The following is a 25,688-nucleotide window of genomic DNA, read 5'->3' on the forward strand; positions in this document are numbered from 1 at the left end:
GAAGGCGGGGTGTGGGCGTTGAGCCGTTTTTTTAAAATTAAATTGTTTTGAATTATAATATATGCAGATCGCATGAAATTTAATTTAATTCGGTACACTTTTTGTATAGTGTATAAAAGGCTTGGTTTTGTGAAGTCGTAAGGGATTGTTGATATTTATCCCGCGACATCCCCGCTTGAGGGAATATTAACCGGAGAACACAGAAAGTGAAACATATATTCGCTGTAACTTTGCTTATTGTAAGCGTTTTTTTGGCTTCCGTCGCGTTGGCTGAAAGCGATAAGCGTAATGTTCTTTACCTGAATTCTTATCAGAACGGCTACAAGTGGTCGGATGAAATTCTGGAGGGGGTCCGCAGTTATTTTTCCGAGAGCGGGATGAATATTGACATGCATATCGAGTACATGGATACGAAGCGGTTTAAGGGGCAGGAATTTATGGAAATTCTGCACTCTTATTACGTATTCAAATATCAGAAATACAAATTTTCGGCCATTGTTGTGTCGGATAACAATGCTCTAAATTTCATGCTCCGTTACCGGGATACTTTTTTTCCGGGCGTACCGGTTATCTTTTGCGGCATAAATGATTTCCGCCCGCAAGTGATTGCGGGACTCGATAATTACTGCGGGGTTCTGGAAAACCCTGACATCAAAGATAATCTTGATCTCGCATTGAAAATTAATCCTGAAGTGCGAAAGGTTGTTGTGGTAGGAGACCAGTCCGTTACTTCAAAGGCCATCCGGGAGCAGATTAGGCAGGCAGAACCTCTTTTTAAGGGAATTCTCAATTTTGAGTACTGGAATGATATGTCGCTTGTGGATCTGCTGGCTCGTTCCCGGACTATGGGCAAGAAAGAAATTCTGCTTTTTACCCCGTTTTATAAGGGTGCACACGGGGAGCTTCTTTCTTCTGAAGAGGTGCTCAGTATTATTTCCCAGAATTCTCCGGTGATGATTTTCAGTGTCTGGGAATTCCTGCTCGGTCATGGGATTGTGGGAGGAAAACTTCTTTCCGGTACCGATCAGGGGCGTAAGGCCGCTGAAATGGTCCTGCATGTGCTCAAAACCGGAAAAATACCTGAGCAACGGGTGATCAAAGCCACTAATGAATACTATATGTTTGATTATAATGTTCTGGAAAGATTCAAGATTAGCAGTAGCCTGCTTCCCGAAGACAGTGTTATAATTAATGAGCCGGATTATTTTTATAAACTCGATAAGCAGGTCTTCTGGACCATTATTGTTTCCATTCTGGGATTGAGCCTTATTCTTGTCATGCTTGTTATTTCCATTCTCCAGCGCCGTAAGGTGGAAAAGCGCATAAAGGCTCAGCTCTCGTTTCAGGAAATCCTTATGGATACCATTCCGCTGTTGATCTGCTGGAAGGATAAGAGCCAGCGTTATCTTGGAGCCAACCATTCCTTTACCGATTTTTTCGGGCTGGGATCACCTTGGGCTCTGGTAGGACTTACCGATGCCGAAGTCGATGTTCACCGCAGATTTGCGGAGCAGGCTGCAGTATGGGAAAAGAAGGTCCTGCAGACCGGTAAACCGCGTATGGGTATTAACTGGTCGTTAATCCGTGAAGGCGAAGAACCGGTCTGGCTGGAAATCAATAAGGTCCCCCTTTATAATGAAAAAGGGGAGGTTGTCGGTACTCTCTCCACAGCGGAGGACGTAACCCGTAAGGTCAATCTTGAGAAACAGTTGCTGCAATCCCAGAAGATGGAGGCTATCGGTACACTGGCCGGGGGAATCGCCCATGATTTCAACAACATCTTGACATCAATTATGAACTCGGTGGAGTTGGCTTTAAGCGATATTGAGGAAGGGACCCTTACCTGGAAAGATCTTGACCGGGCCATAAAAGCCGCCCAGCGCGGCAGCCGGGTGGTTAAACAGATTCTGACCTTCAGCCGTCCTTCACAGGAAGGCTTCAAACCTACTGATATAGGTGAGGTCGTCAAGGAGACTGTCGATTTTATTAAGGCTTCACTGCCGCGAAATATTCGGGTATCAGCCCATGTGCCTGAAGGGGCACCGCTGGTCATGGCCGACCCGACCCAGATTCATCAGGTTATTATGAACCTGTGTACCAACTCTTTTCATGCACTGAAGGGCAGGGGCGGGCGTATTGATGTTGCCCTGACTACTGTGGAAGTGGAAGAAGAGCAGGCCCAGTTTATGCGAGTGGCTCCCGGAGATTATCTGCGGCTGGAGATTTCGGATGATGGGCCGGGTATTTCTGTTGAAATACTTGATAAAATTTTTGATCCATTCTTTACTACCAAAGGTAAGGCAGAAGGTACCGGTCTTGGGCTGGCTGTTGTGCATGGTCTGATCAAAGGGCATGGAGGCGGAATTTCCGTGAACAGCGTGCCGCATGTTAAGACCTGTTTTGAAATATTCCTTCCGGTAAAAGAGCAATTGGGGGATGTGGTCCGCAAGAAATACGGCGCGTTACCCCTGGGACAGGAAAATGTTCTCTTTGTTGAGGATGATGAAGACCAACTGGAAACCACACCCCGTATTCTGGAAAGCCTCGGCTATGACGTAACGGCCCTTGCTTCTCCGGAACAGGCGTTTAACCTGATAGTGGATGAGCCCGGACGGTTTGACCTGATGATAACCGATTACGATATGCCGCAGACGAATGGTCTTGAACTTGCCAGAATGGTTCAGGAAGTAGCTCCGCAAATGCCGATTCTGGTTGTTTCCGGCAGGCGCAATGTGCTCAGTTATGTGGCTGATGCCGAATACGATGTAAAAAGTGTCAGGAAGGTTTTGATGAAGCCGTACAATAAAACAATTATAGCTGACGCAATCAGAGAAGTTCTTTCTTCAACGGGGAACATAGATGGGTAACATTCTTATTATTGATGATGATGTGCAGGTCTGCGAAACTATTGAGAGTCTTATTGCCCGTGCTGGGCATGGGGCGGTTAGCGCCTATAACCTGAGGGACGGTCTTTCAAAGGTCAAGTCCGCTGAATTTGATCTTGTCTTTCTTGATATTTCCCTGCCGGACGGCAACGGGCTCGATTATCTGCACCAGGTCAAAGATTCCTCGGGGGACCCGGAAGTTATAATCCTGACCGGGAAGGGCGATGCTGACGGGGCGGAATTGGCCATTCAAGGTGGGGCCTGGGATTTTCTGGTCAAGCCTTCTTCTGTGAAGCAGATCACGCTCTCCATGCGCCGCGCACTTGAATTCCACAATGAAAAAAAGAATAAGGCTCAATGTGTTGCCCTTAATCTTGATAATATTGTCGGTAAAAGTACCGAAATAAAAATGTGTTATGATCTGGTGGCCCATGCTTCAGGTTCGGATGCCAACGTATTGGTTAATGGTGAAACCGGGACCGGTAAGGAGCTTTTTGCCCAGACCATCCATGAGAACTCCAAACGATCCAATAATAATTTTGTTGTGGTGGACTGTGCTTCGCTTACCGAAACTCTGGTGGAATCCACACTTTTCGGACACAAGCGCGGTTCATTTACCGGTGCGCAGTCTGACCGTAAGGGCCTGATTCCGCTGGCGGACAAAGGTACTCTTTTTCTCGACGAAGTAGGGGAGATGCCCCTTGCCGTCCAGAAATCCTTCCTGCGTGTTTTGCAGGAGCGTGCATACCGCCCGGTGGGTGAGAACCGGGAATTCAAGTCCGATTTCAGGCTTATTGCTGCGACCAACCGTGATCTCGAAGCCATGGTCAGCCGTGGTGATTTCAGGCAGGATCTGCTTTATCGTATCCAGACCATACATATACACCTGCCCCCTCTGCGCGATAGGGAGGGGGACATCCGTGAGTTGACTTCCTTTCATCTTTCGCGGCTCAGTTCGCAGTACGGAGTTCCGCCAAAGGTGGCCAGCTCTGATTTTTATGACGTTCTGGATAACTACGACTGGCCGGGCAACGTCCGTCAGCTCTTTAATGTCGTTGAGCAGGCTTTTGTGGCAGCCGGATCAGGTAATACCATATATGCCATGCATCTTTCCGATGCATTGCGCATAAAATTGGCCAAATCAAACTTAAAGAAAAAGAGCCGAAGCGATCAGGATGAAGCGCAACAGGCATCTGCACAGCGCCTTGAAACTGTGTCTGAAAAAAAAGACAAAAGAGAGTTGAACAACAATTCAGTGTTCAATAGAGCTGTATCTGAAATACTTACTGAAGATCTCCCGCCGCTAAAAGTTTTCAAAGGCATGGCCGAGCGAAAGTATCTTGAAGAATTACTCCTGAGGCATCAGGGAGATACTGCGTCAATCTTAAAAATATCAGGCCTTTCACGGTCCCATTTCTATGCTCTTTTAAAGAAGCACGGGATTAATGATTAGTGGGAGTGAGGGCTTTATATGAGCTGCGTAATGTAAAATAATCATTGAATAAGTGTTCAGTCTGGATTTTAAGACTAAGCCTTGTCTTTTTTTGAGGACAAGGCTTTTTTTGTGTGCGGCTAGCCGAGAGTGTTGGGATGCGGGCTTTTTCTCCAATGTGACGGTTCAGTCAAGGAAGAATGATTTTTTTCAGACATTTGATTTGTCTTAAAATTCGGACAGGCTTGAGTGAGTACTTTAAAATAAAAAAAAGTAGTTTGCTTAACTAGCTGAATATCCATGGTTTTATCTTTCTTTCATGGTTTGGCACGCAAATTGATAACTATGGCTTATGTGAGTGTTCAACCTTGCGCCTTGGGTTCCGATTGTTTCAGCAAGGTTTTTATTACTCGGTGAGGTTACTACATTAAATCTCTTAAGGAGCTTACTTAATGGCTAAGAACATGAAAACTATGGATGGTAACACAGCTACCGCTCACGTTTCCTATGCGATGAGCGATACTGCAGCCATCTATCCCATCACTCCTTCATCCACCATGGGTGAAGTCGCAGAAGAGTGGGCAGCACAGGGCCGCAAGAACATCTTCGGTCAGGTTCTCAACGTAAAACAGCTTCAGTCTGAAGCTGGCGCTGCCGGTGCCGTACACGGTGCTCTCGCTGCAGGCGCTCTTACTTCTACTTATACTGCATCGCAGGGTCTCCTGCTCATGATCCCCAACATGTACAAAATCTCCGGTGAACTTCTTCCCGGTGTTTTTCATGTTTCCGCACGTGCACTCGCAGCACAGGCCCTTTCTATCTTCGGTGATCATCAGGACGTAATGGCTTGCCGCCAGACCGGTTTTGCTATGCTGGCATCCAGCTCCGTTCAGGAATGCATGGATATCGCTCTTATTTCCCACCTCGCAGCCATCGAATCCAGTGTGCCTTTCCTGCACATGTTTGACGGTTTCCGTACTTCCCACGAAATTCAGAAGATCGAAGTTATCGATTACGAAGACATGAAGTCTCTCGTTGATTGGGATGCGGTTGCAGCTTTCCGCGCAAGAGGTATGAATCCTGAGAATCCTTCTATTCGCGGTACTGCTCAGAACCCTGACATCTACTACCAGGCACGCGAAGCAGCTAACGGCTTCTACGACCAGCTCCCCGCTATCGTAACCAGCTGCATGAAGAAAGTCGGCGACCTGACCGGTCGTTACTACAAACCTTTCGACTACGTGGGTCATCCCGAAGCCGAAAGAGTTATCGTTGCTATGGGTTCCGGCTGTGAAGCCATTGAAGAAGTTGTTAACAAACTCGTTGCTGAAGGCGAAAAAGTCGGTCTGATCAAAGTCCGCCTGTACCGTCCTTTCCTCACCGAGTTCTTCCTCAACGTTCTTCCTGCAACCTGCACCAACATCACTGTACTGGACCGCACCAAAGAGCCCGGCTCTCTCGGCGATCCCCTGTACCAGGATATTTGCACCGCATTCATGGAAAGCGGCATGAGCCCCGTAATCACCGCCGGTCGTTACGGTCTCGGTTCCAAAGAGTTCCGCCCCAACATGGTTAAAGCCGTGTTCGACAACATGAAGGCTGCAGGTCCCAAGAACCACTTCAACGTAGGTATCGAAGACGACGTTACCAACACTTCCCTCGCAGTAGGTCCCGATATGGACACCACTCCCGAAGGAACTGTTCAGTGTAAATTCTGGGGTCTCGGTGCTGACGGTACTGTCGGTGCTAACAAACAGGCTATTAAAATTATCGGTGACAAAACCGATATGTACGCACAGGGATACTTCGCATACGACTCCAAGAAGTCCGGCGGTATCACCATGTCCCACCTGCGTTTCGGCCACAGCCCCATCCAGTCCACCTACCTGGTAAGCAGCGCAGACTTCATCGCATGCCACAACTCCAGCTACGTACATCAGTACGATCTGCTTGAAGGCATCAAAGACGGCGGAACCTTCCTGATCAACTCTCCCTGGTCTGCAGAAGACATGGAGAAGGAACTCCCCGCTGAACTGCGCCGCACTATCGCTGAAAAGAACCTCAAGTTCTACACCATTGACGCTGTTAAGATTGCAGCTGAAGTCGGTCTCGGCGGTCGTATCAACATGGTTATGCAGACTGCATTTTTTAAGCTTGCTGATGTTATTCCTTTTGACGATGCTGTTGCATACCTCAAAGAGTCCATCAAAAAGGCTTACGGCAAGAAAGGTGACAAGATTGTCAACATGAACAACGCTGCTGTTGACCAGGCTGTTGCCAACCTTGTTGAAATCAAAGTTCCTGAATCTTGGAAAAACCTCACTGATGACGAGTGTTCCGTTTCTGATGATCCGGACTATATCAAAAATATCGTCCGTCCCATCCTGGCTCAGAAAGGAGACAACCTGCCTGTTTCCGCATTTGATCCTGACGGCCTCGTCCCTCTTTCCACTTCACAGTACGAAAAACGCGGCGTTGCTATCAACGTTCCCGAATGGCTGCCTGAGAACTGCATCCAGTGTAACCAGTGTGCATTTGTATGTCCCCACGCTGCCATCCGCCCCGTGCTCGTAACTGAAGAAGAGCTGAAAGACGCACCTGAATCCTTTGTAACTGTTGATGCAAAGGGTAAAGAGCTCAAAGGCCTTAAGTACCGCATGCAGGTTTATGCTCAGGACTGCCTCGGTTGCGGTAACTGCGCAGACATCTGCCCCGCAAAAGAGTCCGCTCTGGTTATGAAGCCTATCGCTTCTCAGCTTGATACTGAAGTTCCCAACCTTGATTTTGCTCAGACCGTTCCTGAAAAGGACAATCTCATGAGCAGAACCACTGTTAAGGGTTCCCAGTTCCAGCGTCCTCTTATGGAATTCTCCGGTGCATGTGCCGGTTGCGGTGAAACTCCCTACGTTAAGGCTCTCACCCAGCTCTTCGGCGAACGCATGATCATTGCCAACGCCACCGGTTGTTCCTCCATCTGGGGTGCATCCGCTCCGACCACTCCTTACTGCACCAACAAGAACGGTCACGGTCCCGCTTGGGGCAACTCCCTGTTCGAAGATGCAGCTGAGTTCGGATACGGCATCGAAATGGGTATTTCGCATCGCCGTGAAAAACTGGCTGACCTCGTGAATGAAGCAATCGAAGCAGGCGTTCCCGCTGAACTCGAAGCTGACATGAAGGCATGGCTGGAAAACAAAGATAACTCTGCTCTCTCCGAAGAGTACGGTCAGAAAGTTGTGGACGGCATCTACGGTGCTCCCCAGACCGAACTCCTCGCTGAGATCGCTGACATGGAAGAACTGTTCACCAAGAAATCCCTCTGGGTATTCGGTGGTGACGGTTGGGCATACGACATCGGCTTCGGCGGTGTTGACCACGTTCTCGCTTCCGGTCGCGATATCAATATCCTTGTAATGGATACTGAAGTATACTCCAACACCGGTGGTCAGTCCTCCAAGGCTACTCCTCTCGGCTCCATCGCCAAGTTCGCAGCCGGCGGTAAGAACACCGGCAAGAAAGACCTTGCCCGCATGATGATGAGCTACGGTTACGTATACGTTGCTTCCGTATCCATGGGCGCAAACAAACAGCAGTTCATGAAGGCAATCCAGGAAGCAGAAGCTTACCCCGGTCCTTCTCTCGTAATCTGCTACGCTCCCTGCATCAACCAGGGTATCCGCAAAGGTATGGGCAAGACTCAGCTTGAAATGAAGCTGGCAGTAGATTCCGGTTACTGGCCGCTCTACCGCTTCAACCCCATGCTTGCTGAAGAAGGCAAGAACCCCTTCGTTCTGGAGTCCAAAGCTCCTGACGGAACCATGCAGGAGTTCATGGGCGGCGAAAACCGTTACGGTCTTCTTGAGCGCATCAACCCTGAAGCTTCCAAAGAGTACCGCGCGAAAATCGAAAAAGATTACAACGAACGGTATGAAATCTTAAAATACATGGCTGACGCTGATTACAGCGAAAGCAAATAGCAGCACCCGCGCCTGCGGACGGGCCTGCACAGGTGGCCCGTCCGCAGCACCCGCTTTCTATCTACGAATTGTGGAAGGTGTCGTAGAGAGAGAAGGGCAGGGCATAAGTCGCTTCAACGAGACTTATTAAAAAAAAAGTTGAGCCTGTGTCGTTCTTATGTGGTATGATGAATGGGTTTTCATCAGAGGACGGCAAGAACAAAAGCATTTCTTTTATGCTTAAGGAGGAAACATGTCTGTAGGAATTTTGGCCCTCGTAGCGATCATCCCGATCGTACTGGCTCTGGTACTGATGGTCGGTATGCGCTGGCCTGCTACTAAAGCTATGCCCGTTGCATGGCTTTCTGCTGTTGCAGGCGCAATTGCAGTCTGGAACCTGCCCGCAGCTTACGTTGCTGCTCTTACCATTCACGGTTTTATCACCGCTATCGGCGTCCTGATCATTGTTTTCGGGGCGATTATCATTCTTTATACTCTGCAGTATTCCGGTGGTATGGAAACCATCCAGTACGGTTTTCAGGGTATCAGCCGTGACCGCCGTGTACAGGTTATTATCATCGGTTACCTGTTTGCAGCATTCATCGAGGGTGCCGCAGGTTTCGGTACTCCCGCAGCTCTGGCAGCTCCGCTGCTCCTCAGCCTCGGGTTCCCCCCCCTATGTGCAGTCGTAATGTGTCTGGTATTCAACTCTTTCCCCGTAACCTTCGGTGCTGTTGGTACCCCGATTATCCTCGGTATGAAATACCTGACTTCTTATGTTGATCAGGCTGTTGCAGCTGCAGTTCCCGGTCTGAACTTCCATTCCATGGAAGCTTTCGACGCTATCATCGGCCAGTGGTCTACTGTAATGCACCTGCCCATGATTTACATCCTTCCCATCTTCATGCTCGGCTTCATGACCCGTTTCTTCGGTGAAAACAAGAGCTGGTCTGAAGGTTTCGGAGCATGGAAATTCTCTCTTTTCGCATCTACCGCTTTCACCGTACCTTACCTCTTCACTGCATGGTTCGTAGGCCCTGAGTTTCCTTCCCTTATCGGTGGTCTTGTCGGTCTCGGTATTGCTGTCTTCGGTGCTAAAAAAGGTTTCTGCGTACCTGAAAAAACTTGGGACTTCGGCGCACCCTCCACTTGGGATGCTGAATGGACCGGTTCCGTATCTGCTGAAAACTCCGGTGAATTCAAAGCTCACATGAGCCAGTTCAAGGCATGGACCCCTTACATCCTTATCGGTCTTATCCTTGTTGTTACCCGTATCCCCGAGCTCGGCCTGAAAGGTATGCTCGCAGGTGTTGGAATTCCCTTTAAAAATATCCTCGGTTTTGCATCTGTAAACAACTCCATCAAGGTTCTGTACCTCCCCGGTACCATTCCTTTTGCTCTGGTTGCAGTACTGACCATCTTTATCCACGGCATGCCTGCTGACAAAGCAGCTACCGCTTGGAAAGAAGCAATTGCTAAAATGAAGAACCCCACCATCGCACTGTTCTTCTCTGTAGCGCTGGTATCCATCTTCCGCGGTTCCGGTATTGCTGATGCAGCATTGAATCCCAACGGTTACACATCCATGCCTCTGGCACTGGCTGAAGCTGTATCCGGCCTCGCCGGTCAGACCTGGCCCATGTTCGCATCCTTCGTTGGTGGTCTCGGTTCCTTCATTACCGGTTCCAACACTGTATCCGACTTGCTCTTCGCTGAATTCCAGTGGGGTGTTGCAGCTCAGCTCGAACTGCCCCGTCAGATCATCGTATCTGCACAGGCTGTAGGTGGCGCAATGGGTAACATGATCTGCATCCACAACATCGTTGCAGCATGCGCAGTTGTCGGCCTCTCCGGTATGGAAGGCGCAATCCTCAAGCGTACTGTATGGCCCTTCCTCGTATACGGTGTGGTTGTAGGTGTCATCGCTTGCGTACTTTCCTTCGTAATGTACCCGACTCTGTTCTAATTAAATAACGTCCCCTCAGGGCCGGAGACGGCTCCGGCCCTGAGAGTTTAATTAGTCCAGATTGATTTATATAAATGATTGTTTTTTAGATTCAGGAGCAAAAAAAACATGTCCAACGCTAAATTAGCAAAAGACTTTGAAAAGATTGTAGGTGCTGGAAACGTCATGCACGAAGAGGCTGACCTCCATGCGTACTCTTACGATTCTGCTGTACTCGATCCCCAGGTACCGTCACTCGTAGTTAAGCCTACCACCACCGAACAGCTCGGTCCCGTAACCAAGCTTTGTAACGAACACGGCCTGCCAATGACCGTTCGCGGTGCAGGAACAAACCTTTCCGGCGGTACCATTCCCCACCCCGGCGGTGTTGTTGTCCTGACCAACGGTCTTAATAAAATCCTCGAAATCAACGAGCAGGACCTCTACGCAGTAGTAGAACCCGGTGTTGTGACTGCACAGTTTGCAGCACAGGTCGCCGCAAAAGGACTTTTCTATCCCCCGGATCCGGGTTCTCAGGCAGTTTCCACCATCGGTGGTAACGTTGCCGAGAACGCAGGCGGACTCCGCGGACTCAAATACGGTGTTACCAAAAATTATGTCATGGGCATGGATTTCTATGATGTAAACGGTGACCTGATCAAATCCGGTTCCCGTACTGTTAAGTGCGTAACCGGTTATAACCTTGCAGGACTCATGGTTGCTTCCGAAGGAACTCTGGGTGTGTTCTCCAACATCATCCTCAAGCTTGTTCCTCCGCCGAAGGCATCCAAGGCTATGATGGCTGTGTTCCCTGATGTTCACAAAGCATCTGAAACCGTTGCTTCCATCATCGCCAGCCACATTGTGCCTTGTACTCTCGAGTTCCTTGATAACTCCACCATCCGTTACGTGGAAGACTATACTAAAGCAGGTCTGCCTACCGATGCCGGTGCTATTCTGCTCATCGAAGTTGACGGCCATCAGGCTGAAGTAATCGAAGATGCCGAGAAGGTTGTTAACATTTGTAAGAAGTGCGGTGCCAACGAAGTCAAGATGGCAGAAACCGCTGAAGAACGTGAAGCTCTCTGGACTGCACGCCGTAATGCGCTGCCGGCTCTTGCCCGTGCGAAACCGACTACTGTTCTTGAAGATGCAACTGTTCCCCGTTCCCAGATTCCTGCAATGATGGATGGTCTGGAGAAGATTGCAGCCAAGTATAAAATTAATATCGGAACTTTCGGTCACGCCGGCGATGGTAACCTGCACCCCACCATCCTCTGTGATAACCGTGACAAAGAAGAGTTCCACCGTGTTGAAGAAGCAGTCAACGAAATCTTTGAAGTTGCTCTTTCACTGAAAGGAACCCTTTCCGGAGAACACGGTATCGGCATGGCAAAATCCAAATGGATGGAGAAAGAGACTTCCAAAGCTACTCTTGAATACTCTCTGAAAATGAAGCGTGCTATCGATCCGAAAGGCATCCTGAACCCTACCAAGATCATTGGAGACGTTTAGGATGGAAGATCTCAAACAATTAGCACAAAACCTCATGGAGCTGGACGACCAGATGGCCGCCTGCATGAAGTGCGGTATGTGTCAGGCTGTATGTCCTGTCTTTGCCGAAACCATGCGGGAAGCTGACGTTACCCGAGGCAAGATCGCCCTGCTTGAGAAGCTTGCCCATGAAATGGTCAAAGACGCTGATCAGGTTAATGAAAAGCTCAACAGGTGTCTGCTTTGCGGTTCCTGTGCTGCCAACTGTCCTTCCGGCGTAAAGATCATGGATATTTTCATTAAGGCCAGAGTAATCGTCACCTCTTACAAGGGACTTTCACCGGCCAAGAAAATGATCTTCAAAGGGCTGCTTACCCGCCCCAAACTCTTTAACACCCTGACTGAGATGAGTGCGAAGTTTCAGGGCCCGTTTGCAAAAATCGCCGACCAGGCCTCCGGTGCTGCAAGCTGTGCCATGCTGAATCCGCTCCTCGGGGAACGTCACTTCATGCCTCTGGCTAAGAAGCCTTTCCGTAAGGATTATCCCGAACTGGATACCCCCCGCGGCAAGAGCGGACTGAAAGTAGCGTTCTACCCCGGCTGTGTTGTGGACAAGATGTTCCCCAACGTCGGCCATGCGGCAATCAAGATTCTCGAACATCACGGTGTCGGTATCTTTCTGCCCAAGGGACAGGCCTGCTGCGGTATCCCCACACTGGCTTCCGGTGATGCTGATACCATGGTTACTCTCATGAAGCAGAACATCAAGGCTTTCGAAAACGGAACCTATGATTATCTGGTGACTCCCTGTGCAACCTGCACAGCCACATTGCATGAGACCTGGCCTAAAATGATTGATAACGAAGATCCTGTTTTTGTTGAAAAAGTTAAGGATCTTGCAGCTAAGACTATGGATATTAACGCATTCCTCGTTGACATCGTGGGCGTTAAGGCTCCTGCGGAATCCAAGAAGGGCGGAAAGGTCGTTACCTACCACGATCCCTGCCACCTCTCTAAATCGCTTGGTGTTACCGCTCAGCCCCGTACCTTGCTGAAAATTAACGAGAACTATGAGTTCAAAGAAATGAATGAAGCCAACCGTTGCTGCGGCTGCGGTGGTTCTTTCAACCTTTACCATTACGACCTTTCCAAGAGCATCGGTGAACGCAAGGCGGGCAATGTCCGCGATGCGGGTGCTCAGGTTGCAGCCACCGGATGTCCTGCCTGCATGATGCAGCTGGGGGACATGCTGTCCCAGACCGGCGGTGGGGTAGAGGTGAAACACGTTCTCGAAATATACGCTGACTCCCTTTAGTTGTATACGAAAGTAGTCCAGAATGATTTCATTCTGGACTACTTAATCAAAAAAAGTTCATATAGGGATTGGCTGGAAGCAATTTTCGGGTTTGTAGGATCTCCATAGTTCGATCCGGCCCAAGATTAACTTATTGAAATAGTGCGGACTCTTCAAATGCGGCTCTGAAGGTTCCAGCTGTCCGTGCTTATACACAGGAGATAATCCCAGTGTCTAAAAACCTTTACATCACTGCCACAGAAGAAAAGAGTGGAAAATCTGCCATTGCTCTGGGCGTGATGCAACTGTTGCTGAGAGACCTGCAGCATGTCGCCTTCTTTCGTCCCATCATTAATGATAGTCAGACTGGAGACCGTGATCACGACATCAACCTGATCATGAAGCATTTCAATCTGGATATCAATTATGAGGATACCTATGCCTACACCTTGAAGGAAGCAAGGGAACTCATTAACAGCGGCAAACATTCCCTGCTGCTGGAGAATATTCTTAACAAGTACAGCTTACTTGAAGAGAAATATGATTTTGTCCTTTGCGAAGGAACCGACTTTCAGGGTAAAGACCAGAACTTCGAGTTCGACATCAATGCGGAAATCGCCGCCAACCTTAGCTGTCCCGTTCTTCTTGTTGCCAACGGAAGAGGGAAGAGTGCTGACGACATCATCGCATCAACCCAGCTCGTAATTGATGCTCTTGAAGATAAAGGCGTTGACACCGTAGCCGCAATCATCAACAGACTTACCGTTACCGGTGATGAGAAAAAAGAAATCCTTTCCAGCATCAAGTGCAAAACCAGATGCGCTCAGGAACTTCTCGTCTATGGTATTGATGAAAATGAAAGTCTGGGCAACCCCAGCATGAATGACGTTCGCAAATGGTTGAACGGTACTGTCCTTTACGGTCACGGAAGACTCGATACACTCGTTGATGACTATGTTATCGCTGCTATGCGTATCGGCAACTTCCTTGAATACATCGAAGACGGCAGTCTGATTATCACACCCGGTGACCGTTCCGACATTATTCTCAGTTCTCTGGCTTCCCGTCTTTCCAGCTCTTTCCCGGATATTTCCGGTATCCTGCTGACCGGAGGATTGCAGCCCAGCGCCAGCGTACATCGCTTGATCGAAGGTTGGACCGGTGTTCCCACTCCCATCCTTTCCGTGTCCACAAACACTTACCGCACTACACAACTGCTGAGTGAACTGTACGGAAGAATCGATCCTGAAGATCAGCGTAAAACCGCTTCCGCTCTCGGAACTTTTGAATCGAACGTTGATGCGGATGAACTCAGACATCGTCTGGTAACCAACAAGTCCAGCAAAGTTACTCCTAAAATGTTCGAGTACAAGCTGGTTCAAAAGGCTAAAGCCCACAAACAGACCATCGTTCTTCCCGAAGGAACGAGTGAAAGGGTTCTGCGTGCAGCTGATATCCTGACCCGCCGCGGCGTTGCAGATATCGTACTGCTGGGTAAGGCCGAAGATGTTACCGGAAAGATTTCCCAGCTCGGTCTTGAAATGCACGATGTGCGTATTATTGATCCCGAATCAGCACCGCAGTTAGACGATTACAGCGAAACCTACTTCAAACTGCGTGAGCACAAGGGTATCCGTATGTCCGATGCCCGTGACCGCATGATGGACCCCACATACTTCGCATCCATGATGGTCCACAAAGGTGATGCTGACGGTATGGTTTCCGGCTCTATCACAACAACTGCACAGACCATCCGTCCTGCTTTCGAGTTCATCAAGACCAAGCCCGATGCATCCATCGTATCCAGTGTCTTCCTGATGTGCCTCAAAGACCGTGTACTCGTATTCGGTGACTGCGCAGTTAACCCGAACCCCAATGCAGAACAGCTGGCTGAGATCGCACTGAACTCCGCTCAGACTGCTAGAATATTCGGTGTTGAACCACGTGTGGCTCTCATGTCTTACTCCACCGGTCAGTCCGGTAAGGGTGCTGACGTTGAAAAAGTCAAGGAAGCAGTCAAAATCGCCAAGGAACGCAATCCCGAGCTGAAACTCGAAGGACCTCTGCAGTACGATGCAGCTATTGATCCTTCTGTTGCACGCACCAAGCTTCCCGACAGTGAAGTAGCAGGACAGGCTACCGTGTTTATCTTCCCCGATCTTAATACCGGTAACAATACCTACAAGGCTGTACAGCGCTCCGCAGAACAGTCAGTGGCTATCGGCCCCGTACTCCAGGGTCTGAATAAACCTGTAAACGATCTCTCCAGAGGTTGTACTGTTCCGGATATTGTTAATACTGTCGCAATCACAGCAATTCAGGCAGCCGCCGAAAAAGGACAAATCTAAATGAAAATCTTAGTTATTAATGCTGGTAGCTCTTCTATCAAATACCAGCTTCTCGACATGAACACCGGTAACGATCTTGCTTCCGGTATCGTTGAACGTATCGGTGAAGAGATGGGCAGCATCTCATACAAAACAAGCGAAAAATATACTGCCGAACAGCCTTTCCCCACCCACAGGGAAGGTATGGTTGAAGTTATCAACCTGCTTACCGCTGCTGATAAAGGTGTTGTAAAAGATAAAGCTGAAATCGCTGCTATCGGTCATCGCATTGTTCACGGTGGTGAGCTTTTCTTCGAGCCTGTTGAAATCGATGCAAAGGTTCTGCAGGGCATCAGGGACTGCATCCCTCTCGCACCTCTGCACAACCCCGGTCATGTCATCGGCATTGAAACCGCTATGGAACTGTTCCCCGGTGTAAGACAGGTTGCCGTATTCGATACCTCTTTTCACCAGACCATGGAACCCAAAGCATACATGTACGGCGTTCCTTACGAGTACTATGAAAACTGGGGCCTCAGAAGATACGGTGCTCACGGTACCTCCCACAAGTATGTTGCCCGCGAAACTGCAAAGCTTCTCGGTAAGCCTCTTGAAGAGTGCAACATCATTACTGTCCACCTCGGAAACGGTGCTTCCATTTCCGCAGTCAAGAACGGTAAGTGCTATGACACTTCTATGGGACTGACTCCTCTCGGCGGTATCATCATGGGAACCCGTTGCGGTGATATTGATCCCGCGATCGTAGGTTTCATCGCTGAAAGAACCAAGCAGAGTGCTGCTGAAGTTGTTGCCACCCTTACCAATGAGTCCGGTCTTAAAGGTATCTGCGGTTCCAACGACCTGCGCGATATTCACGCCCGTATCAAAGAAGGCGACGAAAAAGCCAAACTCGCTCTGGACATGGCTTGCCACCGCGTCCGCCAGTTCATCGGTGCTTACGCATTCGAACTGGGCAGTGTAGATGCCATCGTATTCACTGCTGGTATCGGTGAAAACGACGAAGTTTACCGTGAGAATTGCCTCTCAGGTCTCGAAAACTTCGGCATCACCATCAATAAAGACAAGAACGAAAACTGGGATAGAACTCCCTCCTTCATCAGTGATGACGACGGTGCCGTTAAGGTCGCTATCATCGCCACCAACGAAGAACTTGAAATCGCAAATGATACTGTAACAGTTCTCGGACTGTAATAAGTATATATTAAAAAAACCGGGGTGAAGTGTGGAAGACTTCACCCCGGTAAAAATGGACAGGTCTTCCTCATGAAGGATGACCTGATGGAAACGGTCCGTATCAGCCTGTGGAAGAGGCTGTGCCGCCATCTTGTGGAAGGGATTGAGCGGTATTACGGAAATATTAACGGAAGATGTTATTATAATATCGACCATCGTATTTGGGGGAAAAATGACAGCTAAAGCTGAAAGTGTAAAGCTTTTTACCGATAAAGCTGGGCTTGCATCCGCTGTAGTGACTGAGATCTCTTCTATGGATGAAGCTTACAAGTACACTATGGATCTTTGCGGAAAGAAAGAAGCCTGTAAATTGCTTGTTTCCGGTTGTGAACAGAACCTCTCCAACAAAGCAGAGCAGTTTTGTGCCACCAAGACAGGTAAAACCATTGTTGCTCCTGCACTCACAGATAAAGAATCTGCTGCGCTGGAAAAAGAGTGTGAAGAAAATGGTTTCGCCCTCATTAAGGATAGCGTCCGTAACCACCTCGGTGGTATTGATATTGCTTTTTCTTATGCCGATCGCGGTATTTCCGAAACAGGCACTATCGTACTCAACTGTCCTAGTGAAGAATTGAGACTTGCCACCATGATCAGTGAAGTTCATGTGGCGGTTCTGCCCAAGTCCCAGATTGTGGATAATTCCTACGATCTCGAATCATGGATGGAAGGCAATATGATGGAAGGTAACTATACCGCATTCATCACCGGACCCAGCCGTACTGCCGACATTGAGCGCGTTCTCGCAATCGGTGTACACGGTCCCCTTGAACTTCATATTCTTCTTCTGGAGGACTAATCATGCAGGACGCTAAGAACCTTAAAGAATACAGAAAAGAGATCAAAGAATCTCTTGGTAATGATTTTCTCAGAACCGCAATGGATAACTTTGCTGTTGCCTACCGCGCCAGCCGGGCCAATGCGTTCAAAGGTATGGATGAAAAAGCGCTGATCAGTGAGATCGCCGCTGCAAAAGATGCTTCAGCTCAGAGACTCGACGAACTTTATCTCAAGTTCAAGGAAGAAGCTGAAAAGCGTGGTGCTGTAGTTCATCTTGCCAAGGATGCCAAGGAAGCCAATGAAATCATCGGCCGCATCGCTATGGAAGAAAACTGCAAGACTATCGTTAAATCCAAGTCCATGACTGCGGAAGAGACCCTGCTCAACCATCATCTTGAAGATGACCTGAACCTCAAGGTTGTAGAAACCGACCTCGGTGAATGGATTATCCAGATGCGCCATGAAGGTCCTTCTCACATGGTTATGCCTGCGATTCACCTTTCCCGCCATCAGGTCAGTGACCTTTTCTCCAACGTGACCGGCCAGAAGCAGGGCGATGATGTCCAGGCTCTTGTCAAGGTTGCACGTCGCGAGCTTCGTCAGGAATTTGTGGAAGCTGATATGGGTATTTCCGGCGGTAACTTCGCTATCGCTGAAACCGGTTCCATCGGTCTCGTTACCAACGAAGGTAACGCCCGACTGGTTACCACCCTGCCCAGAGTGCATGTTGCTCTCATGGGTCTCGATAAACTGACCCCTAAACTTCATGACGCTCTGCGTGTGATCAAAGCATTGCCCCGTAACGCAACCGGGCAGGCGATCACCTCTTATGTTACCTGGATCACCGGGTCCAACGAGTGTGCTGCGGCTGAGGATGACAGGAAGAAAGTGCACTTCGTGTTTTTGGACAATGGAAGACGCGCTCTCGCAAAGGACCCGGTGTTCTCTCAGGTCCATCGCTGCGTACGCTGCGGTGCCTGCGCCAACGTTTGTCCTGTCTACCGTATGGTTGGCGGCCACAAAATGGGCCATATCTATATCGGGGCTATCGGCCTCATCCTTACTTATTTCTACCACGGTACTGATAAGGCTAAGAACCTTGTTCAAAACTGCATTAACTGTGGAGCATGTAAGGAAATCTGTGCAGGTGGAATTGACCTGCCCGGTCTGATTAAAGACATTCAGGCCCGCATTCTGGAAGAAGAAGGACATCCCATGTACTCCTCCTTCCTCGCGAAAATGATGAAGAACCGCAAGCTCTTCCACAAGTTCCTGCGCATTGCTAAGCATGCCCAGAAGCCTGTGAAAGCTAAAGACGGTTTTATGCGCCACCTGCCCATGATCTTCGCACCGGACCACGACTTCCGTGCGCTGCCCACTGTGGCTGAAGTACCTTTCAGGGATATGTGGGCTAAAGTTAAGCCTGCCAAGCCTGCTGAAACTAAGCATAAAGTGGCACTCTTCTCCGGCTGCGTACAGGACTTCGTTTATCCCGAACAGTCTGTAGCAACCGTTGAAAGTATGAAGAACAAAGGCGTTGACTTTGAATTCCCCATGGATCAGTCCTGCTGCGGTCTGCCGCTGCAGATGATGGGTGAAATCGATAGCGCCAGAGACGTTGCTCTCCAGAACATGAAAGCCTTTGAAGCTACCGATTGTGACTACATCATCACCATGTGTGCTTCCTGTGCATCTCATCTGAAGCATAACTATGTAAAAATGCTTGGCAAAGATGCCCAGTACGCTCTGCGCGTTCAGGACTTCGCTGATAAAGTCATCGATTACAGCTCCTTCATGAACGATGTACTTGGTGTTGAAAAAGAAGACTTCCTTGATTCCGCCGGCGAATCTGTGACCTATCACGCTCCCTGCCACCTCTGCCGTGGTCTGGATGTTAAAGAAGCTCCCCGTGAGCTCATGGTCAAAGCCGGACTGGACTATAAAGAAAGTGCTGAAGAAGAAGTCTGTTGCGGTTTCGGCGGAACCTACTCTGTTAAGTTCCCCAAGATTTCCGAACAGCTGCTTCAAAAGAAAATCAATAATGCGAAGGAAAGCGGTGCTAAAGTATTGCTGACCGACTGCCCCGGCTGCGTAATGCAGATTCGAGGCGGTGCCAAGAAGCAGGGTGCTGACCTTGAAGTCAGACACATTGCTGAATACATGGCTCAACGCAGAAAATAACAATCGACACACGCTCACTGTCCGCGGCTTTGTTTGCCGGTCGCGGACAGTGGTTTAAGCTGCGGCATGTAATATGCCTCCAAATCCGGTACCTTCACCTCGCAACTGAAAACACCGGTTACAGGCCGCGCATCTAAGGCTTTTCCATTCGCTCGCCCGATGGAAAAGCCTTTTTTATTGTATTAACTATACAATATTTTATATTTAGTATGTAAAAATTTTTTTTATAGTTCTATAAGTATTAACTTTTGTTGTTATGTTGACGATATGTGTGTATCGTCAGCTTTAAGGCTGTAGAATATATGGGGTGGCACGTAAGATGTGGTGTTTTTTGTGCCTCATGGGTTGTCCTGAATTTATGTTTTCTGGAGAGAAATATGTTGAAGAATTTGTCAATTGGCGGACGTTTTGTGTTATTGCTTGTGTCAACACTGGTATTTATAATGCTATGTTGCGGCATGTTCCTTTTGGAAATTAAATCCGTAGTAGGTGTTGGAATCCATGAAGTGGAAACCGGTATGGTGCGGGGGCACAAGGACAAGATTGAAGTCGCCACGCAGGCTGCCGCTGATATGTTGGCAGCGCACATTAAAGACATTAATGGTGAGGATGAGAAAATAGCTTATGTACGCAAGGTTGTGGATCATTTCCGCTTTGAAAAAGATAAGTCCGGGTACTTTTTTGTTTACCGTGGAACTACAGTAATTACTGTTCCCACTAAGAAGTCATTGCAGGGGAAGGATCTTGGGGGAGCAAAAGACAAGAACGGCGTATATTTTGTTAAAGAGCTTTCAGAAGTAGCACATGCCGGTGGCGGCTTTGTAGAGTACGTGTTCGACAAACCGGGCAAAGGCCTTCAGCCTAAACTTGCCTATGCGACAATGATTCCGGGCAGTGATCTTTGGATCGGGACCGGTGTTTATATTGATAATGTTGATGCTGAAAAAGCCCGCATTAATCAGGAGTTGGGGGATGCCGTCAAGGCCGAGACAATTAGGATTGTTCTGATCATGCTGGCGTTGCTTCTCTTTATTCTTACCCCGCTTTGTATTGTCATCGTACGTTCAATTGTCAGGCCTATTCAGGATGCTACAGATGCTGCCAGCCGTGTAGCTGAAGGAGATTTGTCTATCTCTCTCAATCCTGCCGGCAAAAGTGAGATTTCTACTCTGCAGTCTTCCCTCAATACCATGGTTGAAACCCTTGATGCCAACCTCAAGGATATCAAGCGTAAGGAGGCTGAGTCTGCAGAACAGGCCAGAGTCGCTCAAAACATGGCTGCCGAAGCAGAAAAAGCACGTCAGCAGGCAGAGGGAGCCAAGCGGGAAGGTATGTTGGCCGCTGCAACCAAGCTAGAGAGTGTGCTTAATAATATTGTGAAAATTTCAAGGGATGTCGAAAAATCCACTAATGAAATCATGAACGGCAGCGATTTCCAGAAGCAGCGTATTGCCGAGACTGCAACTGCCATGGAAGAAATGAACGCTACTGTTCTTGAAGTTGCCAGGAATGCCACTGAAACCAATGAAGACACCGAAATGACGAGGGATAAGGCTGCAGAAGGTCAAGGTGTTGTGCAAGGTACCATCGAATCCATGGTCGGTATTCAAAACCAGACAAACGCACTGGAACAGCTTATGGATCAGCTCAATACCCAATCCATAGAAATTGGTAATGTAATGAGCGTAATTAATGATATTGCAGACCAGACAAACCTGTTGGCCCTGAACGCTGCCATTGAGGCTGCCCGTGCAGGTGAAGCAGGACGGGGATTTGCTGTTGTCGCAGATGAAGTACGCAAGCTTGCTGAAAAGACTATCGGTGCTACTGATGAAGTGGATAAGTCTATTTCTTCCATTCAAAGGTTGGCCAAACAGAATATTGAAGGTATGCGCACAGCTGTAGAGGCTATTGGCGGAGCAACAGAACACTCCCGTGCGTCTGGAGATGTTTTGTCCGAGATTGTACAACTGGCCTCCAATGCAGCCGGACAGGTCCAGTCCATTGCCACTGCAGCAGAAGAGCAGTCCGCTACTTCCGACGAGATTAACCGCAGTATCGCTGAAATTGATTCCATGACTGAAGACAACGCCCGTAACAGCATGCTCGCAGCCGAGGCGGCTACCAACCTTTCCCGTGAGGTAGACGCTCTGGTGGCACTGGTTGAGGAACTCAGGAGTTAAGCAGGCTGATTTTATCTTGTACAGCTTACGAAAATAAGCTTTAATGAATTTTCGAAATATCGAAGCCATTGTCCTGTTTATATATGCACTAAGGGAACGGAGGAAAAATGATTAAACATATCGTAATGTGGAACCTGAAAGAAGAAGCTGCAGGCGGAACTGCTGCTGAAAACGGAGCTAAAGTCAAAGAAATGATTGAAGCCCTTAACGGCAAGATTGCTGAACTCAAACATGTTGAAGTCAGTGTGGATGTTTTTGAAGCCACACAGAAATGGGACATGGTTCTTTATTCAGAGTTTGATAGTAAAGAAGATCTGCAGACTTATGCAGTTCACCCCCTGCATCAGGAATGCGTTGCTTTCATTAAGCAAGTGGTGACTTCCCGCGATGCTATCGATTACGTGATCTAGTTATAGGAACATATGCTTTCAAAGGCCGGAGACATACTGTCTTTGGCCTTTTTTTGTCCACTGGTATTTCAGGATGTAATGCTTATATTATTAGAAAGTAATATGAAGTTGTTTCATAAAAGTTGCTAAAAAAATTGAAATTCTCCACCAAAGATGTATATTTTAAGTAAGGCTGGCAAAATTAGTTTTCAAATCCGTAAACAAGGGGAGGGCCTATGTTGAAGAATTTATCAATAGGCGCACGTTTTTTTATGCTGCTGGCTTTGATGGTGCTTTTTTTGATCGTTACCGGTTTTTTCTTTCTGGGAGCCATTCGGGACATAACAGCCTTCGGTGTGAGTAGTACTGAGGAAATCATGTTTCAGGACCAGAAGGACAAGGTTAAGGTTGCCACTCTAGCCATGGCCCGTTCGCTAGGTGAAGAGATGAATGTTGTTTCCGGGGAAGAGGAACGATTGGAATTCCTTCGTGCAGCTCTTGATCCGGTTCGGTTTGAGAGTGATAACTCCGGTTATTTTTTCGTATACAAGGGAACTGTAAATATGGTCATGCCGCCCAAGAAGTCCCTGCAAGGCAAGGATCTCGGCGGACTGAAGGATCAGAACGGCCTGTTTCTCATCCGGGAACTTTCCAAGGCTGCTCATGCCGGTGGCGGATTTGTGAAGTATTACTTTGATAAGCCTGGAGCCGGTATTCAGCCCAAGATCAGCTATTCCATGATGATTCCCGGAACCGACATGTGGATCGGTACCGGTGTCTACATTGATAATATCGAAGTAGAAACCACCAAGATGGGTAATGAAATGCGTGAAAGCGCTAACAGCTATACCATGAAGATCGTTCTTGGTGCAGGTGCAGTTCTGCTGCTATTGGTGTTGCCTCTTGCCATCTACCTGATTCGGTCCATTGTAAATCCTCTGGTTGAATCTACCAAGGCAGCCACTGAGGTTGCGGAAGGTAATCTGGATGTTTCACTTAATCCCGAAGGACGTAATGAAATATCCACCTTGCAGACGGCTCTTAATACTATGGTCGGAACCTTGTCCTCCAACCTTGAAAACATCAAGGCTAAGGAAGCCGAAGCTCAGGAACAGGCCCGTATTGCAGAAGAATCCGCTGCTCAGGCCCGCGAAGCCCAGATAAGGGCCGAGGGCGCCAAGAAGGAAGGTATGCTTGCTGCTGCAAACAGGTTGCAGGAAGTAGTTGAGCGCGTTTCTAGCATCACAAGTGACGTTTCCAGCAGTGCTGAAGAAATTCAGCGCGGGAGCGAATTCCAGAAGCAGCGCGTGGCTGAAACCGCTACTGCCATGGAAGAAATGAATGCGACCGTTCTTGAAGTTGCCAGGAATGCCACCGAAACCAATGAGAGCTCTGAAAGGTCCATGGAAAAGGCTCGTGAGGGAGCCAAGGTTGTGCAGGATGTTATTGCTGCCATGGGCAACATTCAGGAACGTACTTCCAATCTGAAGGAGTCTATGGAGCATCTTGATACACAGGCTGTGGATATCGGCAACGTTTTGGGTGTAATTAATGACATTGCAGATCAGACCAATCTGTTGGCTTTGAATGCCGCTATTGAGGCTGCCCGTGCAGGCGATGCCGGAAGAGGCTTTGCTGTGGTTGCCGATGAGGTTCGAAAGCTTGCTGAAAAGACCATAGGTGCTACCGAAGAGGTTGAAAACAGTATTAATTCAATTCAGAAGTTGGCCCGTGAGAATGTGAGGGGGATGGATTCCACTGTAGACGCTGTAGCAAGTGCTACTGACCTTTCACGCTCCTCGGGCGAAATGCTGGATGAGATTGTCGAGCTGGCTGGTAATTCAGCAGATCAGGTACGTTCAATCGCTACCGCAGCAGAAGAACAGTCCGCCACTTCAGATGAGATCAACCGCAGCGTCGGTGAAATTGATTCCATGACTGAGGAAAATGCCCGTAACAGCCAGACTGCAGCAGAAGGAACCCGCTCGCTCACAGCGGAAGTTCAGGAACTTCTTAATCTGGTTGAAGAATTGCGAAGTGAAGAGTAGTGTGTTCTGCTAGGATTGGATTATTCTGTCCTTGTGACCTACGCAATTGGAGGACTCATGGCTTCTGAACTCATTGAGATCATTACAGAACATTTGCAGGGTAAAGCAGGTGTCCCGGCTGAAAAGATAATTGGGTTTCTCAAAGAAACGTCAGTTCATCTTCGGGTAATTATGGATACTCTTGATGAGGCCATTGATGAAGGTGAGTTTGAAGACGTGGTCGCCAGTTCCCATATGCTCAAGGGGAGTCTTGTAAACCTTGGGCTGGAGGAACTCAGCATTGTGGCGGGAAAAATCGAAACAGCAGCTTCAAGCACTTCTCCCCTGTATCTGAGCTGCTATTATATGCGATTACGCAGAGAGCTTTTACCTCTGCTTGATTATGCGGATAAAAGATGAAAAGTCCCGAGGCAACTGCCTCGGGACTTTTTTTATTATGTATTCAGAAATCTTACTGTCCTATCCTCAGACCAGAGTTGTTTTTCCATCGGCAGGTCAGCGAATCCGACATGACCGCCGAAGTTTGTTATCTGCAGAGACAGGTACTGGTTTTTTTCCGCTTCCTGAACAGGGTAGCACTCAGGGGTCAGGAAGGGGTCGTCCTTGGCATTCAGTATTAGTGAAGGTACCCGGATATTTTCTAGATATTGTTTGCAGGAAGATTTGCGGTAGTAGTCAGCTGCATCAGCAAAGCCGTTGATGGGGGCGGTGTATGCGTTGTCGAAATCAACTATATTTTTGATGGAAGAAAGTTTTTCGAGAGGATAGAGGTCCGGAAATTGTTTGTTTTTCAATTTTATTTTTTGTTTCAATGATCGAAGAAAATAATTTGTATAAATAAAATTGGATTTTGCACAGAGCCTTGTGGCCGAAGCTTCCAGATCGCATGGTACTGAAATACCAATGGCTCTTTTTACTTTGTTCGGGACGATGTCGGGATTTTCACCAAGATACTTTAGCACGTGGTTGCCACCCATGCTGAAGCCGATAAGGGCTGCATTTTCGTAAATACCATGATCAAGGCCGTATTTAAGAACTGTGTGCAGGTCTCTGGTATCACCACTGTGGTACATGCCGGGAGCTTTGTTCATCTCGCGGCTGCAGCCCCGGAAGCTGTATGTTATGCAGTCCCACCCTGCCAGCACCAGAGCGCGGGCCATACCAAGCACATACGGTCTGCGGGAATTGCCTTCAAGTCCGTGCGCAATCACGGCAAGTCTGGAGCTGCTCGCAAGGTGCCAGTCAATATCAAGGAAGTCTCCATCAGGTGTGTCGATTCTTCTTTTTACTACAGGCGGTAGGCTGACTTTCCGGAAAAGACGAGGGAAAATTGTTTGGATGTGACCGGATTGGAGAGGAAATTTGGGTTTATAGGGCGGGGGTTGCAATAAAGGCATTTGGTAAAAATATCCATCCTTTGGCTTGCTCAATTGAAGCCTGCTGATTGTGAATTGAAAATTTAAATCAAAGTGAGAATATACCGTTGGCAGTCTGCTGTCAAAAGGCTTATGCGCAGAGTAATT

15 protein-coding genes are annotated in these 25,688 nt (G+C 48.4%); 14 read left to right on the plus strand and 1 reads right to left on the minus strand.

The genetic code is table 11. The features are described from left to right. The first annotated feature begins 206 nt into the window (after window positions 1-206). From ACKU41_RS19185 to ACKU41_RS19250, 14 genes are all read left to right on the plus strand, one after another. The gene (locus ACKU41_RS19185; RefSeq protein ID WP_321403125.1) at window positions 207-2,867 is read left to right on the plus strand and encodes an ATP-binding protein; all 2,661 of its coding nucleotides are present in this window, start codon (window positions 207-209) and stop codon (window positions 2,865-2,867) included. Continuing rightward, window positions 2,860-4,338, plus strand: a complete 1,479-nt coding sequence (locus ACKU41_RS19190) for a sigma-54 dependent transcriptional regulator (RefSeq protein ID WP_321403127.1) — start codon at window positions 2,860-2,862, stop codon at window positions 4,336-4,338. The genes ACKU41_RS19185 and ACKU41_RS19190 overlap by 8 nt, the downstream gene beginning before the upstream one ends. A gap of 431 nt (window positions 4,339-4,769) precedes the next feature. Further along, a complete protein-coding gene (nifJ, locus tag ACKU41_RS19195; protein WP_321403129.1) occupies window positions 4,770-8,294 on the plus strand; it encodes a pyruvate:ferredoxin (flavodoxin) oxidoreductase in 3,525 nt (1,174 codons plus the stop codon). 232 nt (window positions 8,295-8,526) lie between these two features. Then, complete coding sequence (locus ACKU41_RS19200; RefSeq protein ID WP_319779190.1) at window positions 8,527-10,239, plus strand: L-lactate permease; 1,713 nt, start codon at window positions 8,527-8,529, stop codon at window positions 10,237-10,239. A 108-nt stretch (window positions 10,240-10,347) separates the two neighbouring features. Further along, window positions 10,348-11,733 (plus strand): FAD-linked oxidase C-terminal domain-containing protein, encoded by a 1,386-nt coding sequence (locus ACKU41_RS19205; RefSeq protein ID WP_319779191.1) that lies wholly within the window; start codon window positions 10,348-10,350, stop codon window positions 11,731-11,733. A gap of 1 nt (window position 11,734) precedes the next feature. Then, window positions 11,735-13,027, plus strand: a complete 1,293-nt coding sequence (locus ACKU41_RS19210; protein ID WP_319779192.1) for a (Fe-S)-binding protein — start codon at window positions 11,735-11,737, stop codon at window positions 13,025-13,027. A gap of 209 nt (window positions 13,028-13,236) precedes the next feature. Further along, on the plus strand, window positions 13,237-15,354 hold the full coding sequence (gene pta / locus ACKU41_RS19215) for a phosphate acetyltransferase (RefSeq protein WP_319779193.1): 2,118 nt from the start codon (window positions 13,237-13,239) through the stop codon (window positions 15,352-15,354). Then, window positions 15,355-16,545 carry an acetate kinase gene (locus tag ACKU41_RS19220; RefSeq protein ID WP_321403134.1) on the plus strand — a complete coding sequence of 397 codons (1,191 nt, stop codon included), beginning with the start codon at window positions 15,355-15,357 and terminating at the stop codon, window positions 16,543-16,545. It abuts the gene before it with no gap. A gap of 214 nt (window positions 16,546-16,759) precedes the next feature. Next, window positions 16,760-17,383: a lactate utilization protein gene (locus ACKU41_RS19225; protein ID WP_321403135.1), complete on the plus strand. Its 624-nt coding sequence runs from the start codon at window positions 16,760-16,762 to the stop codon at window positions 17,381-17,383. Window positions 17,384-17,385: 2 nt separating this feature from the next. Beyond that, on the plus strand, window positions 17,386-19,545 hold the full coding sequence (gene ldhH, locus ACKU41_RS19230) for an L-lactate dehydrogenase (quinone) large subunit LdhH (protein WP_319779197.1): 2,160 nt from the start codon (window positions 17,386-17,388) through the stop codon (window positions 19,543-19,545). Between the two features lie 377 nt (window positions 19,546-19,922). Further along, window positions 19,923-21,728, plus strand: a complete 1,806-nt coding sequence (locus tag ACKU41_RS19235) for a methyl-accepting chemotaxis protein (protein ID WP_321403138.1) — start codon at window positions 19,923-19,925, stop codon at window positions 21,726-21,728. Between the two features lie 107 nt (window positions 21,729-21,835). After that, window positions 21,836-22,138, plus strand: coding sequence for a Dabb family protein (locus ACKU41_RS19240; RefSeq protein ID WP_319779199.1), 303 nt, complete (start codon window positions 21,836-21,838; stop codon window positions 22,136-22,138). Between the two features lie 215 nt (window positions 22,139-22,353). Next, a complete protein-coding gene (locus ACKU41_RS19245) occupies window positions 22,354-24,165 on the plus strand; it encodes a methyl-accepting chemotaxis protein (protein ID WP_319779200.1) in 1,812 nt (603 codons plus the stop codon). A gap of 57 nt (window positions 24,166-24,222) precedes the next feature. Continuing rightward, the gene (locus tag ACKU41_RS19250; protein WP_321403140.1) at window positions 24,223-24,564 is read left to right on the plus strand and encodes an Hpt domain-containing protein; all 342 of its coding nucleotides are present in this window, start codon (window positions 24,223-24,225) and stop codon (window positions 24,562-24,564) included. 35 nt (window positions 24,565-24,599) lie between these two features. Here ACKU41_RS19250 and ACKU41_RS19255 read toward each other — a convergent pair whose 3' ends face one another. Continuing rightward, on the minus strand, window positions 24,600-25,562 hold the full coding sequence (locus ACKU41_RS19255; protein ID WP_319779203.1) for an alpha/beta fold hydrolase: 963 nt from the start codon (window positions 25,560-25,562) through the stop codon (window positions 24,600-24,602). Window positions 25,563-25,688 lie beyond the last annotated feature (126 nt).

Origin of the sequence: Maridesulfovibrio sp., assembly GCF_963678865.1 — a bacterium.
Lineage (GTDB): Bacteria > Desulfobacterota > Desulfovibrionia > Desulfovibrionales > Desulfovibrionaceae > Maridesulfovibrio.

Excerpts from the sequence above, each read along its gene's own strand:
- ACKU41_RS19190 (WP_321403127.1), top strand. The coding sequence starts at position 2,860 with ATGGGTAACATTCTTATTATTGATGATGATGTGCAGGTCTGCGAAACT.
- nifJ (WP_321403129.1), top strand. The coding sequence starts at position 4,770 with ATGGCTAAGAACATGAAAACTATGGATGGTAACACAGCTACCGCTCAC.
- ACKU41_RS19200 (WP_319779190.1), top strand. The coding sequence starts at position 8,527 with ATGTCTGTAGGAATTTTGGCCCTCGTAGCGATCATCCCGATCGTACTG.
- ACKU41_RS19205 (WP_319779191.1), top strand. The coding sequence starts at position 10,348 with ATGTCCAACGCTAAATTAGCAAAAGACTTTGAAAAGATTGTAGGTGCT.
- ACKU41_RS19210 (WP_319779192.1), top strand. The coding sequence starts at position 11,735 with ATGGAAGATCTCAAACAATTAGCACAAAACCTCATGGAGCTGGACGAC.
- ACKU41_RS19220 (WP_321403134.1), top strand. The coding sequence starts at position 15,355 with ATGAAAATCTTAGTTATTAATGCTGGTAGCTCTTCTATCAAATACCAG.
- ACKU41_RS19225 (WP_321403135.1), top strand. The coding sequence starts at position 16,760 with ATGACAGCTAAAGCTGAAAGTGTAAAGCTTTTTACCGATAAAGCTGGG.
- ldhH (WP_319779197.1), top strand. The coding sequence starts at position 17,386 with ATGCAGGACGCTAAGAACCTTAAAGAATACAGAAAAGAGATCAAAGAA.
- ACKU41_RS19235 (WP_321403138.1), top strand. The coding sequence starts at position 19,923 with ATGTTGAAGAATTTGTCAATTGGCGGACGTTTTGTGTTATTGCTTGTG.
- ACKU41_RS19240 (WP_319779199.1), top strand. The coding sequence starts at position 21,836 with ATGATTAAACATATCGTAATGTGGAACCTGAAAGAAGAAGCTGCAGGC.
- ACKU41_RS19245 (WP_319779200.1), top strand. The coding sequence starts at position 22,354 with ATGTTGAAGAATTTATCAATAGGCGCACGTTTTTTTATGCTGCTGGCT.
- ACKU41_RS19250 (WP_321403140.1), top strand. The coding sequence starts at position 24,223 with ATGGCTTCTGAACTCATTGAGATCATTACAGAACATTTGCAGGGTAAA.
- ACKU41_RS19255 (WP_319779203.1), bottom strand. The coding sequence starts at position 25,562 with ATGCCTTTATTGCAACCCCCGCCCTATAAACCCAAATTTCCTCTCCAA.